13 protein-coding genes are annotated in these 13473 nt (G+C 65.9%); 2 read left to right on the top strand and 11 right to left on the bottom strand.

Features of this window, described 5'->3' with window-relative positions; translation table 11 throughout:
• Positions 1-101: 101 nt before the first annotated feature.
• From BMY84_RS00275 to BMY84_RS00315, 9 genes are all read right to left on the bottom strand, one after another.
• Positions 102-1082, bottom strand: coding sequence for a fumarylacetoacetate hydrolase family protein (locus BMY84_RS00275; RefSeq protein ID WP_093079229.1), 981 nt, complete (start codon positions 1080-1082; stop codon positions 102-104).
• 16 nt (positions 1083-1098) lie between these two features.
• Entirely contained in the window at positions 1099-1884 is a 786-nt protein-coding gene (locus BMY84_RS00280) for an SDR family NAD(P)-dependent oxidoreductase (protein ID WP_093079231.1), read from the bottom strand.
• A complete protein-coding gene (locus BMY84_RS00285; RefSeq protein ID WP_093079234.1) occupies positions 1881-2798 on the bottom strand; it encodes an NAD-dependent epimerase/dehydratase family protein in 918 nt (305 codons plus the stop codon). Before BMY84_RS00285 ends, BMY84_RS00280 begins: the two co-directional genes overlap by 4 nt.
• A complete protein-coding gene (locus BMY84_RS00290) occupies positions 2795-3349 on the bottom strand; it encodes a cupin domain-containing protein (protein WP_093079236.1) in 555 nt (184 codons plus the stop codon). The genes BMY84_RS00285 and BMY84_RS00290 overlap by 4 nt, the downstream gene beginning before the upstream one ends.
• Entirely contained in the window at positions 3346-4503 is a 1158-nt protein-coding gene (locus BMY84_RS00295; protein WP_093079239.1) for an alpha/beta hydrolase family protein, read from the bottom strand. The genes BMY84_RS00290 and BMY84_RS00295 overlap by 4 nt, the downstream gene beginning before the upstream one ends.
• 12 nt (positions 4504-4515) lie before the next feature.
• The gene (locus BMY84_RS00300; protein WP_093079241.1) at positions 4516-5571 is read right to left on the bottom strand and encodes a VOC family protein; all 1056 of its coding nucleotides are present in this window, start codon (positions 5569-5571) and stop codon (positions 4516-4518) included.
• Positions 5572-5584: 13 nt separating this feature from the next.
• Positions 5585-6724 (bottom strand): FAD-dependent monooxygenase, encoded by a 1140-nt coding sequence (locus BMY84_RS00305; RefSeq protein ID WP_177203850.1) that lies wholly within the window; start codon positions 6722-6724, stop codon positions 5585-5587.
• Between the two features lie 71 nt (positions 6725-6795).
• A complete protein-coding gene (locus BMY84_RS00310) occupies positions 6796-7383 on the bottom strand; it encodes a malonic semialdehyde reductase (RefSeq protein ID WP_093079246.1) in 588 nt (195 codons plus the stop codon).
• 12 nt (positions 7384-7395) lie between these two features.
• On the bottom strand, positions 7396-8373 hold the full coding sequence (locus BMY84_RS00315) for an amidohydrolase family protein (protein ID WP_093079249.1): 978 nt from the start codon (positions 8371-8373) through the stop codon (positions 7396-7398).
• A gap of 221 nt (positions 8374-8594) precedes the next feature.
• Between BMY84_RS00315 and BMY84_RS00320 the strand changes: the two genes are divergently transcribed.
• Positions 8595-9143: a LysR family transcriptional regulator gene (locus BMY84_RS00320; RefSeq protein ID WP_093079251.1), complete on the top strand. Its 549-nt coding sequence runs from the start codon at positions 8595-8597 to the stop codon at positions 9141-9143.
• Positions 9035-9529, top strand: coding sequence for a hypothetical protein (locus BMY84_RS29580; protein ID WP_256215089.1), 495 nt, complete (start codon positions 9035-9037; stop codon positions 9527-9529). The genes BMY84_RS00320 and BMY84_RS29580 overlap by 109 nt, the downstream gene beginning before the upstream one ends.
• A 27-nt stretch (positions 9530-9556) precedes the next feature.
• On the opposite strand, the gene BMY84_RS00330 is transcribed toward BMY84_RS29580, so the two are convergent.
• Together BMY84_RS00330 and BMY84_RS00335 are read right to left on the bottom strand one after the other, a co-directional pair.
• Positions 9557-10888, bottom strand: coding sequence for a spinster family MFS transporter (locus BMY84_RS00330; protein ID WP_093079256.1), 1332 nt, complete (start codon positions 10886-10888; stop codon positions 9557-9559).
• Between the two features lie 16 nt (positions 10889-10904).
• On the bottom strand, positions 10905-13457 hold the full coding sequence (locus BMY84_RS00335; protein WP_177203852.1) for a TonB-dependent receptor: 2553 nt from the start codon (positions 13455-13457) through the stop codon (positions 10905-10907).
• Between the last annotated feature and the right edge of the window lie 16 nt (positions 13458-13473).

Raw genomic sequence — 13473 nt, forward strand, 5'->3', positions numbered from 1 at the left:
CACCTCACCATCCGGGCGTCGCTATCCCGATAGACTATCCATGCTTCCCCCCTGTCCGCTCGATATTCCCCGTCCGCGCCCGGAAAAGGCACGGCACTTGCTCAATCCCGTCCTGCGACGACGACGCGCTGGTCGATCGCGCCGAAAAGCGATCCCCGCCGCTGGCGCACCTCGATGCGCACGGCTTCCCCGCTCTGCATGAACGGTGTGTGCGGCGCGCCGCGCTCGATCTTCTCGATCGCCCGCCGTTCGGCGATGCAGCTTGAGCCCACGACATTGTAGGCGGGATTGGAAATCGTGCCGGAGCCGATGATCGTCCCCGCGCACAGCGCGCGCGTCCGGGCGGCATGGGCGATCAGCTCGTGGAACCCAAAGTCCATGCAGCCGGCGTCGGCCTCCCCGAACCGGCCGCCCTGGTAATGCACCATCACGGGCAGGTGGACCCGGCCGTCCTTCCAGCGGTCGCCAAGTTCATCCGGCGTGACGGCGACGGGCGCCGCGCTGCAGGCAGGCTTTGCCTGCACCCAGCCGAAGCCGGTGCGCATCTCGGCGGCACCAAGGACACGCAGGCTCCAGTCGTTCACCAGCATGACGAGACGGATGTGGCCAAGCGCCTCCTCGGGCGACACGCCCTGGGGGACGTCGTCGACGATGACGGCCAGCTCTGCCTCGAAATCGATGCCGTCGGCTGCGCTCGGGAAGACCATGTCCTCGTGGCCTGCGGCAAAGCGGTGCGAAAGCCCTTGGTACATCAAGGGAATGTCGCTCGGCACCGGCGGCAGGTCGTAGGCCAGTTGCATGAGCTGGCCATGGGTGGAGAAAGCGGAGCCGTCGAGCCATTGCCAGGCGCGGGGCAAAGGCGCCTTCATCGCGCCGGCATCGAACGGACGGGCACCCGCCGCACCGCCATGGTCGAGCCTCTCGGCCATGGCCGCCAGCAGCCGGCTCACCCGATCCCAATCCTCGAGCGCTTCCTGCAATGTCCCAGCCACGTCGTCGCAGGCAAGGATCGCGCCGAGGTCGCGGGAAACAAGGACGAGGCATCCGTCGCGGGTTCCATCGTCGAGAGTGGCAAGCTTCATGGTCTTCGTTCCGTCCTCAATTTCCATCCGAGATGAGCGTGCCGCCGTCTGCCACGAGGCAGTGCCCGGTGATGAAGCCGGCGCCGGGGCCCGCGAGGAAGAGCGCGGCGGCGGCGATCTCCTCGGGCGTGCCGACCCGCCGCAACGGGGTCAGCGACAGACGGCGCTCGCGGGCCTGTGCATCGGCCAGGATGGCGCCTGCCCAGCCCGTCTCGACAAGGCCGGGCGCGAGGGCGTTGGCCCGGACACCCGCGGGCCCCCATTCCACCGCGAGGTTGCGGGCGAGCTGGATGAGGCCGGCCTTGGCGATGCCATAGAGCCCGACAGCCTTGTTGCCGCGCAGCCCGGCAAGCGAGGCGGTCAGCACGATGCTGCCGCCGCGCTCCTGGGCCATGAGCGGGGCAACGCGATTGGCAAGGTGAAGCGGATGGTCGAGGTTGATGCGCAGCAGGCTTGCCCATTCGGCTTCCCTGGCCGAACCCATCGTCCCATGCGGACCAGCGATACCCGCGTTGCAGACGAGGATGGCCGGCGGGCCGAACCGGCGGCAGGTGGCTTCCAGCAGCCCATCGAGCGTCCCGCGGTCCGCGACATCGCATGGATGGAAAAGCACCTCATGCCCCGCATCGCCGAGGGCGCGTGCGAGCAGGCTGCCGGTCGCCTCGTCGTCACCGGAGAAGACCAGCCTTGCGCCCGCGCCGGCAAAGGCACGGCTCATGGCCGTCCCAATCCCGCCGGTCCCGCCGGTCAGCAGGACGGTGCGGCCTTCAAGACCGAACCAGCGGCGAAGGACGTCGCTCACCCGTGGTCCAAGACATCGGCAAGGACGGTGTCGGCCAGCGCGGCAAGATCGCCGTCATGACGGAAGCCGAGGGCCTCGGCCGCCGGGGTCGACAGCGGAGGATAGGATCCGAACGCGGTCTCCAGCGCCGCATCGGGCTCGAAACGGACGTCGGGCGATCGCTCGCCGAAGAGGAGGTCGGCAAGATCGCCCATGCGAACCCGCACCGCAGGGAGGGTCAAGGCCTGGCCGGAGACGTCGCCGAGCGTCGCTGCATAAAGGAGATTGCCGGCGGCGCAGTTGCCCGACATCATCCAGGCTGTCGCCGCGCGGCTGACGGGCAGCACACAGGCATCGCCGTTGGCCGCAGCGTGAAAGATCTCGCTCATGAAGGCCGATTTGAGGCCCGAGGCGCCAGATGGGCGGGCGACGACGCCTGGCAGCCGCAAGGCGATGCCCCGGACGCGCCCGCGCCGATGGAAGTCGGCCAGCGCCAGTTCCATCATTCGCTTCTGCGCACCATAGACCATCGCCGGGAGTGCCGCCGTCGCATCATCGACATGGCCCGGCAGGCTGCCGAATACCGCGATCGAACTGGCATAGACGAACCGGACGGGGCGCTTGCCCGCATCGATCTGCTCAAGAAGGCCCAGGGTAGCGTCGATATTGACACGGCGCGCCAGCAAAGGGTCCGCCTCGGCCGCGGCGCCGGGAACCGAGGCAAGATGAATGACGGTGTCGACGCCCGCGAGGGCCGCGGTAACGACCGGCGGGTCGAGGAGGTCGCCGGCGAGCGCGGTGAAGCGCTCGTCATCGATGCGCGGCGGCTCGACCCGGTCGAGCAGGCGCACTGGCTCGCGGCAGGAGCGCGCGCGCAGGCGGGCAACCAGCGCCTGTCCGACGAACCCGGTGGCGCCGGTGACGAGGATCGTCATGCAAGCCCGTCCTCGAAGACGCCGTCGACAAGGATGAAGGCGATCCGGCAGGGCCGGTCACTGCGGTTGACCCAGCCATGGTTGGTGCCGCGCTGCACGACGATGTCGCCGGCGCGCACCACGGTTTCGCCGATGTCGAGCAGCAAGGTGATCTCGCCCGACAGGACGATGCCATAGTCGATCGAGCGCGTACGGTGGAAGCTGGCGTGACGCTTGGAAGCCTCCCCGACATGGGCATCCTTGCCACCGATATTCTCGAAGACCGCGTCGAAGTCGGCCTCGGGCTTGTCGGGCGGGATATCGAGGATGCGAATCCGCGTGCCGTGCGGCGGCGGTGCAAGGACGAGGCGATCTTCCGCCGGCTCTTCATCGTTCCGGTCGATCCGGGCCGGCGTGCCCTGCGTGTTCCAGATCTCGTAGAAGACGAGCCCTTCCTCTCCCAATTGGTCGAAAACCCGGGTGGGAGGCCCGTCAGAAGCGATGATCGCCTTGTCCTGGCCGTCGTGACCGGTGACGATCCGGCGGATCGGCGTGCCTGGCTCGGTGCTCATGCGGTCCGCTCCCCAAAGGTTTCGGCGACCCAGTCGGCAATGAAGTCGCGGCCATAGGACATGTTGTCGAGGCTCACATGCTCGACGCCGCCGGTCCGCTTGTCGAAGATCTTGAACTCGCGCTTGGGTGAATTGACCAGTTGGTCATAGGTTCGCTGGGCATAGGCGAGAGGGATCTGGCGGTCGTTCTCGCCATGCGTGACGAGGAAGGGCACCTTGATGCGGTCGAGGACCCCGTCCAGCGTCACCTTGTTGGCGATCTCCATGAAGCTATCCATGTCCGCCGCGCCCCAGACCCAGCGGACATGCTCCCAATAATGGGGCACTGGGTTCTCGCCCTCGCGCTTGAGGCGGGCATGCTGCACCGCGCCCCAGTCATGATTGGCCCCCCAGACCGCGCAGAGTGCGAAGCGGGGTTCGAAGGCTGCCGCGCGCGGCGCATAATAGCCGCCGAGCGACAGGCCCATGATGCCGATGCGGTCTTCGTCCACGTCGCGCCGGGTTTCCAGGTAGTCGAACACCTTCGAGGCCCAGCGCTCGCTATCCGGCACGGCGACAAGGCCATGGGTGCGCAGGGCTTCGCCGGTACCGGGCTGGTCGATATGGAGCGTCGAGACGCCGCGCCGCGCGAGCTCTGCACCGAGACGGGTCCAGACCAGCATTTCCTTCGAGCTGTCGAGGCCGTTCACGAACACCAGCGTCGGACGCTCGCCCTCGCCATGGGTCGCGCCCATGAAGTAGCCGGGGATGATCCCGCCCTCATAGGGTATTTCCACCCGCTCGAGATTGTCGCGCCCAAGCAGGATGGCGCGGCGGAACGCATCCTGGCCCTTCTCGAAGACCGCCATCCGCGATGGGGCGCCGTGCGCCTGCATGCGCTCGGCCGTCTGGTAGTAGAGGGCCGCGCGGTGCAGCTTGGTCCCGGCCGAGAAATTGCGGCCCAGCGCCGCATCCTCATGGGCCAGGGCGTCGAGCCTGTCGGCCATCGCCACCCAGCTGGCCATGAAGGCGGCCGTGCCCGCATCGGCCCCGCGCTTCGCCGCGTCCCGCAGGGGCGCGCACATCTCTTCGATCTCGCCGATCTGGGCACCGCTTTCGATGGCGATGTCGACGGAGAGGTTCCAGACATAATTGTCCGGGAAATAGCTGAACATCGTCGATTTCCTTTAGAGGGCGTGCTCGTCCTGCGCGGTGATCGCGTCCAGGCCGGAGGGAAGCGCCGGCCTGGCGTCCTTGCGGAACGGCTCGAGCGACGTGCCCTCGGGATCGAAGCGCATGTCCCAATTATCGTTGTCCGTCCGGAAGAAGGACGGCGTATTGTGAGCCCAGAGCAAGGATCCGAACTTCCAGTCCCACGCGCGAGGAACCCAATTGTCGTCGAGATAATCGGTGTCGCAGTGATATTCCGCTTCGCCGCCGTTGGGATTGTCGAGATAGTAGTAGATAGCGGAAGTGATGCGGTGCCGGGACAGTCCGCCCGAGCTGTTGGGCGAGGTGTTCGTCCAGCCGCGTTCCGCCATGATGTTCGCGCCCAGCATGACCTCGTCGATATCCTCGAGGCCGAAGGCGAGATGCATGAAGCCCTGCGCGTCGGGTGCGACCGGCAGGGCGGTGTTCACCCAGAAGATCGAGTGATGCTCGTAGGTTCCATTGGCGCGGGCGAAGACGCCGAGGCCTTCGCTGTGATCGGTGAGCCGGAAGCCGAGGCGATCGCGGTAGAATTCAAAGGATTTCACATAGTCGTGTGAGAAGAAGACGACGTGATTGAGCGTCTTGGGACGCGCCCGGCTGCGCCACTTGCGATGCTGGTTGAGCCGCTGGATGCAGCCGGGCGCGTTGACGGCATCGGGCTGCGAGACCACTGGGCGCTTGGCCCATAGCCTCAGTGCAAAAGGCATCCCGTCGTCGCCGAAGGCGTAGGCGGTGCCATCCTCGTCGCGGCGTACGTCGCGGTCCCGCGAAAGATCGCGCACCAACGCCTCCAGTGCTTCGGGCGTGTCGACACCCCAGGTGACGAGCTTCACGCCGGGCCAGTCGAACCAGTCGGCGAGCCCGGTATCGTCGCGCCGTCGCACGATGACGCGCGAACCGCTGGCGACCTCGAAGATGCTCTCGCGTGCGTCGCGCGAAACCGGCTCGAGGCCGAAGTCGTCCCAGAAGCGCGTGCAGGCCTCGAGGTCGTCGACCCCGTAGATAACGCTTTCAATGCCAAGGATTGCCATGGGTGGTCTCCGATCAGATTTTTTGGTTGAGCGCCTGCTGGGCGGCGTGCATGAGGTGGTTGAGCTTGTCGGGGGAGCCGCCGGCCTGCTGCATGGCGCCGATCTCGACCGAGCTTTCCACCACCAGGCGGCAGCGTTCCCAGCGCCGGTCGGCAAAGCGGGTGAAGATTGCTGCGGGATCGCCGCCGAGAGCCAGCGCCTCGCCGAGCGCCAGCGCGTCCTCGATCGCGATGCCGGCGCCGGATGCCAGGTGCGGCGTCGTTGCATGCACCGCATCACCGATCAGGACGGTACGCCCCTTGTGCCACGGACGCGGCAGCAAGAGGGCATCGAGTGGCCGGCTGATGACTTCGGTCGTGCCATCGATCGTATCGCGCAGGCGCCCGAGTGCCCCGCCGAACGGGGCCAACAGCGCCCGCAGTCCTTCGGCGGCGGTGGCGTCGTCGATCCGACGCCGCGCGGGCGCGTTCTCGAGCACCCACAGGTACATCTGGTCGTTCGAGCATGGCATGAGCCCCGCCGTGATGTCGGGGGCCATGAAGAAGAATGGCCGGTCGATCTCGGATGGTCGGTCGGCCAGCATCCGCCAGCAATATTGCCCGGTATAGCGAGGCTCCGGCGCGTCGGGGAAGAGCAGGTCCCTGGTCGTAGAGAAGGCGCCGTCCGCGCCGACGGCGAATTGATAATGGCCGTTCGAGCCGTCCGAGAAGCGGGCGAGAAGCCCTTCTCCGCCTTCCTCAAGGCTCGAAACGGTGATCCCAAGCCGGACCTCGACGCCCAGCTGCCGCACGCGCTCGGAAAGAATGCGGTGAAGGCGCGGCCGCAGGATCCCGCCCGCCGTGGGCAAGTCGGGTTCGAGCCGCTCCATCGGCAGTTCCGCGACGACCCTGCCATCGGGCGCGCAGATATAGCTGCCCGTGCCAATATAGAAGCCTTCCGCCATCACCGCCTGAAGCAGGCCAAGGCGCTTGAGGGCCCGGTAGGTCGGGCCGGTGATGCTGATCCCGGCACCGGCCACGCGCCAGTCCGGATCGGCCTCGACGAGGTGCACCGCATGCCCCGCCTCGCGCGCGCGGATCGCGAAGGACATGCCCGCAATGCCGCCGCCGATCACGAGGAGCGGGAGCGATCTCCCGGTGTCATTATCGTTCATAGTCGTGCCTCTCGTGCGGCCCCGCGCCCAAGGCCGAGGCCTGTTCATTGCTTCGTCCTATCCGGCCTCGGTCAGGCGATCCGGTTCGCCTCGTCGAACGCCAGGCGTGGAAGCCGCTCGAACATCCCTTCGCCGTTCCCGAATCCCATCGAGCAGATGAAATCAGCCTCGAGATCCTCGTCGGCAAAGAAGGCGTCCTTGACCTTGACCGGATCGAACCCCGACATCGGCCCGCAATCGAGGCCGAGCGCCCGCGCCGCCAGCAGCAGGTAAGCGCCTTGCAGCGTGGTATTGCGCACGGCGGTCGGTACCCCGAACCGGGGGTCTGCCATCATGTCGTGCATATGCGGGGCGTGGGGGAAGAGGACCGGCATGTTGCGCACGAAACCGAGGTCGCGCGCGACGATGACGGTCACCGGCGCGCTCAGGATCTTGGCGGCATTGGGGCCCATCGCGCAGGCGGCGAGGCGCAGCCGCGCCTCGTTGCCGCGGACCCAGATGAAGCGTGCGGGACTGGTGTTGGCGGATGTCGGGCCCAGCCGCGCGAGATCATAGACCTCGCGGATCAGTTCGTCCCCGACGTCCCGGTCGCTCCATCCATTATGGCTCCGGGCCGTGCGGAACAGAAGGTCGAGGCCCTTGTCGTCGATGCGTGTCATCCTGCGTCGCCCTCAGAACCGGAAGAGCTTCTGGGCATTTTCGTCGAGGATCATCCGCTTCTCCTCGGCGGTGAGATAAGGGTTGGTCTCGATGTAACTGACCACCTCGACGAGGCTGGCGAAGATCTCGTCCGAGCCCAGGAGCAGGCGATCCACGCCGTAGCTGCTCTTCACGCATTTCATGGCCTCGGGAATGTCCTGGACGCTGGTATCGTACCAGAAGCGTCGGAACGGCTTCATCGGATCGTCGATGGTGATCGGCGTATCCTTGATCCAGGAGAAGAAGCCACCGCCCACCGCATCCTTGGCGCTCAGCGTCAGGGCACGGTCGAGGTTTCGGCGGATGCGCTCCCAGGTATAGGGCAGATAACCCCCGCAGACCGCAAAGATGAACTCGATGTCGGGATAGCGGGCGCTGAGACCCGAATAGACGATGCGCTGGGCGGCCATTTGCACCTGCGCCATCGAGCCGATCGCGGTGTGGAGGCCGAAGTCACCCATGCCATGATGGCACATGCTGTGGCTGCCCACCGGATGCACGTAGGCCTTGGCCTTGCGGCGGTTCATCTCCGCCCAGAAGGGGTCGAACGCCTTGTCGTCGAGCGGCCGCTCGTGGAAGAGCGTCGGGAAGCAGATGCCGGCGAAACCGAGCTGGTCGAGGCAGCGCTGCATCTCGCTGATGGCCTCGTCGACATAGGGCAGCGGTACCCAGCCGAAGGCACGAAAGCGGCCGCCATGCTGCTGGCTTGTCTCGGCATAGAGGTCGTTGACGAGCCGGGCGGCCTCCACCGCCCCTTCGACGTTGCGAACCTGCGTGTCGAGCGCGGCGGACGAGAGGATCTGCACCTCGGTACAGGTGTCATCCATCGCCTTGAGACGGGAAGACAGGTCCGGGGACTGGCCGGCCCCGCGGGCCTGGTTGAGGCCGAGATCGACCAGCCGGTCGGTGTAGCGCTCCGGATAGTAATGAGCGTGGACGTCGATGCGCACTGAACCCCTCCATTCTTGTTCCGGACGGGCTTATGGTTGCGGCAACGGGCTGGCCAATCACTAAGGACTATCCGCTCATGTCGTTTATTTATCCCACTTTCGATGGTGAAGGGCTAGGATAGCCGCAAGGGTGCGGCCGCGGGGACCGCACGGGAAACGCGGGTCGAGGACACGATGAACGGGTGCCGGCGCTCCGCGGGACGACGGACGCAAGGCCTGACATGAAACGGTTCAACTTCAATTTGTTCTTCGCGCTCGATGCGATCCTCCATGCACGGACGTTGACCGAGGCGGCCAACAACCTGCACGTCACGCAGCCAGCGATGAGCGTGTCCCTCAAGAAGCTGCGCGCCTATTTCGAGGATGAGCTGGTCGTCTACTCTGCGACCGAGACCCGCTACACGGAACTTGCGATCGCGCTGCGGCCACGGATCCGCGCCACGCTGCAATCCGCACGCGACGCCCTCGGCCTCTCACTGGACTTCGATCCGCTCACCGATGGGCGGACGTTGACGGTGACGGCACCCGACATCGTCGAATATGTCTTCCTGAACGAAGTGTTCGGGGCCGTCCAGCGCGAGGCACCGCATCTCTCCCTGGTGTCGAAGCCATTTCCTACGAGCCGGTCGACCTCCTGTTTCGTGAACCGCTGGACGTCGCCATCGTCTCGGAGGCGTTCTCCTTGCCCGACTATCCTTCCATGGAGCTGTTCAGCGACGAACTGTGCTGTCTCATATGGGAGGGCAACAGCAAGGTCGGCGAGACGATGACGGAAGCGGAGTATTTCAGCCTGCGGCACGCCGCCATCGAGCATACGCCCAATGCGATGCGGCATCCCGTGGGAGCGGCCTTGCACCACCTGCACGGCCGGCGGGACATCGCCGTCAAGACGGGCGCCTATTCGACGCTCCCCCGCCTCGTGGTGGGAGGAGACCTCGTCATCACCACGCTGCGTCGCTTCGCGGACATGTGCGCCAGCACGATGCCACTGCGCGTCGTGCCCTGCCCGGTCGAAACGCCTCGCCTGACCTTCGTCGCGCAATGGCAGTCCTACCGGGATCGGGAGCCGATCATCCTTTGGCTGGTCGAATTGATGAAGCGGGTTTCCATGCAAATGGCCCCGGCATCCGTTCCGGAGCCGGGGCTAGCAGCCTGAACTATGGTGAAATCCGGGACGCTGTTGCTAGGCGCGCGCTTCGGCAGGACGGTCGCCGATGCGGCGATAGGCGAGCACCAGGCCGATCCAGCCAAGGACCACGAAGGCTGGGGCCGCGAGCATGGCGTAGCGAAGCGCGTCGAGGCCCAGCCTGGGCGCCAGGGCATCGCTGAGCAGCCCGACCAGCGTCGGTCCGAAGCCGAAGCCGATGAGGGTCTGGCCCAGGACAAGGAAGGATGACGCAACGCCCCGGTTCTGGGGCCCGACGAGGCCGATGGCCACGGCGATGACCGGCCCCGTATGGGCAGCGACAAGAAATGCTCCAAGGCCGCCCCCCACGAGCACGAATGGCAAGGTCGGGCCAAAGCAGAACAGCACAAGCGCGATCGGTGCGAACAGGACGGTACAGATCGGCACGAGGAGACCAGCGCGTAAAGTGCCTTGCCGGCGCGTCAGGTAGCTGGCGGCGAGACCGCCCAGCACCGTACCGGCCACGCCGCCAAGGCCTACCACCGGACCAGCAATCAATCCGACGTCCCCTTGGCTCACATGGTAAAGGCGCATGAGCAGGGCCGAGCCCCAGCTTGCGGCGATCGCCTGCGTGGAGGAGAGCGCCGTCGCGGTGAAGACGACCATCACGAAGTCGCGCTGGGCAAAAAGTTCACGGAATGCGCCGAGCAGGCCGGTCGTGGTGGATGGAAGCGGCGGCGCGACTTCAGAGGCACCGCGAACAGGCTCGCGCACCGTCAGCCAGACGATCACAGCCAGGACGAGGCCAGGCAGGCCAATGATGTGGAAAGCGGCGCGCCAGCCGTGCGCCTCGGCGACCTTGCCCGCGATCACCGCGCCGAGCACGATGCCGATGAACGCGCCCGCCTGGAACAGCGCGAAAGCCTTGGGGCGCCTCGCCGGAGAGAAATAGTCGCCGATCAGCGGATAAGCGGTCGGATAGCAGGTCGCCTCTCCGACGCCGACGCCGATGCGGGCGGCGAGCATGGTGGCAAAGCCGGTCGCATAGCCCGTCAGGGCGGTCATGCCTGACCAGAGCGCGACGCCCACGGCCAGGATGTTGCGACGGTTGGTCCGGTCCGCGAGGCGCGCGACCGGAACGCCGAACAGGGCATAGAAGATGGCAAAGCCGAGCCCCGCGAGCAGGCCGATCTGGCCGTCCGAGAAGCCGAATTCGAGCCTGATCGGCTCGACCAGGATACTGATGATGGCCCGGTCCACCGCATTGAAGCTGTGGACGAGAACGAGAAGCATGAGGACGTACCAGGCATAGATGCCTGTTCGGGTCGGTTCGACCTCCAGGCGGTTGCCTGGAGGCGTGGCAAGATCGGCGGGGCTTGAAGCGTTCATCTGTCAGGCAGCCCTTCTAGAACCGGTAGGCAAGGTTGACGCCATAGGTACGCGGCGCGTTGAGCGTGTTGAGCGTGAGGCCGGTCTGCGCGTCGGGCGGCGTGCCCTGCTGGAGGGTGGCCTTGTCTTCGAGATTGCGCACGAAGGCGCTGATGTTCCAGCGGTTGTCAGGCGCTTCATAGCCCAGCGTCAGGTCGGTGCGGGTATAGGCCTTCTGGAAGTTGCCGGCATCGTGGATATACCACATCCAGGTGTCGTTCTTGAACTGCGTGCGCGCTTCGGCCACCACGGTCCCGCCGTTCGCAAGCGGGAAGCGATGCTGGTAACCGGCCGAGACCGTCCATTTGGAGGCAGCCGGCAGAGATACGCCGCCATAGTCGGTGATCGCCCCGGTGAAGGTGTCGGCAAGCAGGAATTTACGGAAATAGGCGTCGTTGTAGAGGATGTTCGCGCTGAGAGTGCCGTTGGCGCCGACCTGGAGCAGAATGTCCGCCTCGATGCCGCGGCTGCGCGCAGCAGCGGCGTTCTCGGTCCGGACCGTCAGCGGACAGGAAGGCAGGATCGCCAACTGGCTGCAGGCGACCGAACCGTCGTTGATCCGCCCGAGGCGCTGGGTCTGGTAGTCGTCATAATCCACCCAGAAGCCCTCGATGTTGAACTGCAGGCGGTTAGCGAACAGCCGCGTCTTCAGGCCCACGGTATAGCTTTTCACCGTTTCAGGCTTGTAGGGATAGAAGTTAGGGCCTTCCTCGACGCCAAGGTTGAAGCCACCTGCGTGGAAGCCGGTCGCGAACTGCGCGTAGAACATCGCGCGTGGCGCGATGTCGTATTCGACGCCGAGGCGGTAGCTCGTATTGTTGAAGCTGACCCGCCCTTCGCTTGGGAAGCTGGTCACGAGCCCTGCCGGCGCGGTGTAGTAGGACTGGATGATGCCGCCATCCGATTGCTTGCGCTCATGCGTGTAGCGGATTCCTGCCGTCAGGCGCAGGCTATCCAGCAGGGAATAGGTCGCCTGGCCGAAGGCCGCGTAATTCTCGTCGACGAGGGCGGGCTGGGAGATCAGGATCGCGTTCTGGATGATCGATGCCTGCGCCAGGCAGAGGCCGGAGACCGCAGGCTGCGGACCAGGGCCATCGGGGTCAAGGGGGCCGGCGCACACGGTTCCAGGCAAAGGTGACCCGGATGCAGGCAGCGGGTTGGACAAGGCCAGGTTGCCGGTGGGCACGTAAAGCGTCGAGAACTGCTTTTCGTAGGAATAATATCCCCCAACGATCCAGCGCAGCGGCCCTGCGCCATTCGAGGCAAGCCGCAATTCCCCGGTATATTGGTCCACGTCCTGATATTGGGACTGACGGGTCAGCGTCGCATAGCCAACCGAATCGACCTTGGTCTTGCGATAGCCTCCGATCGCGGAGAGCGTCCCGAAGCCCAGGTCAGCGTCCACGGTCAGGTTCGCCCCGCCGAACTTGTTGTCGAGCCGGCCATCGCTGCCGACCGCTGACGCGCCGAATGGATAGGAGCAGGTCAGGATGGCCGGCGTCCCGGCAACCGGCTGGGCCTGGCCCACGGGATAAGGCAGACCCGCGCAGTAGGTCCCTGCCAGGGGCACAGGAATGGCGCTGGCCGGTGCCGCCGCCTGCAAGGCGGCCGTAACCTTGAGATCGCTCGGGCCCAGCCACGGATTGGATGGATCGACGAAGCGGGTTGCGAGCCCCTTGGCGGCTTTCGGCCCGGTGGGCGTGAACGCGCTACCCTTGCCGCCCTGATGGGCATAGTCGCCCGACAGATAGACCTTGATCGTGGACGTTGGCTCCCATGCCAGGCTCACGCGACCGGCCTGGCTGACCTCGTCATTATAACCGTCGCTCAGATAGCCATCGCGATGCACCACCTGTCCCGCTAGCCGGATCGCAAGGTTGTCCGTCAGCGGCAGGTTCACCGCCTGCGCGGTGCGAATGCTGTCATAGTTGCCCACTTCGAGGCTGCCTTCGAGGCTGCGCACGCCGAGCTTGGGCTTGTTCGTGATGATATTCATCGCGCCGCCGGTCGCATTGCGCCCATAGAGCGTGCCCTGGGGCCCCTTGACCACCTCGACGCGCGCGATGTCAAAGAAGCCGGAATTGAGGCCGGATGCGCGGGAGAAATAGACACCATCGACGCTGAAGGCGACGGCGGGGTCGGCGTTGGCGGTCAGAACTCGTGATCCGATGCCACGGATGTAGATCGATGCCGCGCCTCCGGCATTCGCCTCGACCTGGAGCCCCGGCACGAGCTTGGAGACGTCCTGGGCCTGGCTGACGCCACGCCTCACGAGGTCGCTGCCATCGATGGTCGAGATCGCGACCGGCAATTTCTGCACGTTCGCCGAGATCTTGCTGGCGGTCACCACGATGTCAGCGAGGCCCTCGCTCGTTTGCGTACCTGCGCCATCAGTCGCTGCGGATGCACTGCCCTGCGACCCTGTAGCGGAACCGGCCGCGGTCTGCTGGGCCAAGGCTACAGCAGGCGCTACCGCTAGTCCTGCAGCCAGCACCATCGGCGAAATGCCGGATTTGAAACGTCCCTTCATGTCTTCTCCCCTCGTG

Source organism: Sphingobium sp. AP50 (genome assembly GCF_900109095.1).
GTDB lineage: Bacteria > Pseudomonadota > Alphaproteobacteria > Sphingomonadales > Sphingomonadaceae > Sphingobium.

Bases quoted from the DNA above. Each gene is read 5' to 3' on its own strand.
- BMY84_RS00295 (WP_093079239.1), bottom strand. From the start codon at position 4,503: ATGTTCAGCTATTTCCCGGACAATTATGTCTGGAACCTCTCCGTCGAC.
- BMY84_RS00285 (WP_093079234.1), bottom strand. From the start codon at position 2,798: ATGACGATCCTCGTCACCGGCGCCACCGGGTTCGTCGGACAGGCGCTG.
- BMY84_RS00320 (WP_093079251.1), top strand. From the start codon at position 8,595: ATGAAACGGTTCAACTTCAATTTGTTCTTCGCGCTCGATGCGATCCTC.
- BMY84_RS00310 (WP_093079246.1), bottom strand. From the start codon at position 7,383: ATGACACGCATCGACGACAAGGGCCTCGACCTTCTGTTCCGCACGGCC.
- BMY84_RS00275 (WP_093079229.1), bottom strand. From the start codon at position 1,082: ATGAAGCTTGCCACTCTCGACGATGGAACCCGCGACGGATGCCTCGTC.
- BMY84_RS00330 (WP_093079256.1), bottom strand. From the start codon at position 10,888: ATGAACGCTTCAAGCCCCGCCGATCTTGCCACGCCTCCAGGCAACCGC.
- BMY84_RS00335 (WP_177203852.1), bottom strand. From the start codon at position 13,457: ATGAAGGGACGTTTCAAATCCGGCATTTCGCCGATGGTGCTGGCTGCA.
- BMY84_RS00305 (WP_177203850.1), bottom strand. From the start codon at position 6,724: ATGAACGATAATGACACCGGGAGATCGCTCCCGCTCCTCGTGATCGGC.
- BMY84_RS00290 (WP_093079236.1), bottom strand. From the start codon at position 3,349: ATGAGCACCGAGCCAGGCACGCCGATCCGCCGGATCGTCACCGGTCAC.
- BMY84_RS00300 (WP_093079241.1), bottom strand. From the start codon at position 5,571: ATGGCAATCCTTGGCATTGAAAGCGTTATCTACGGGGTCGACGACCTC.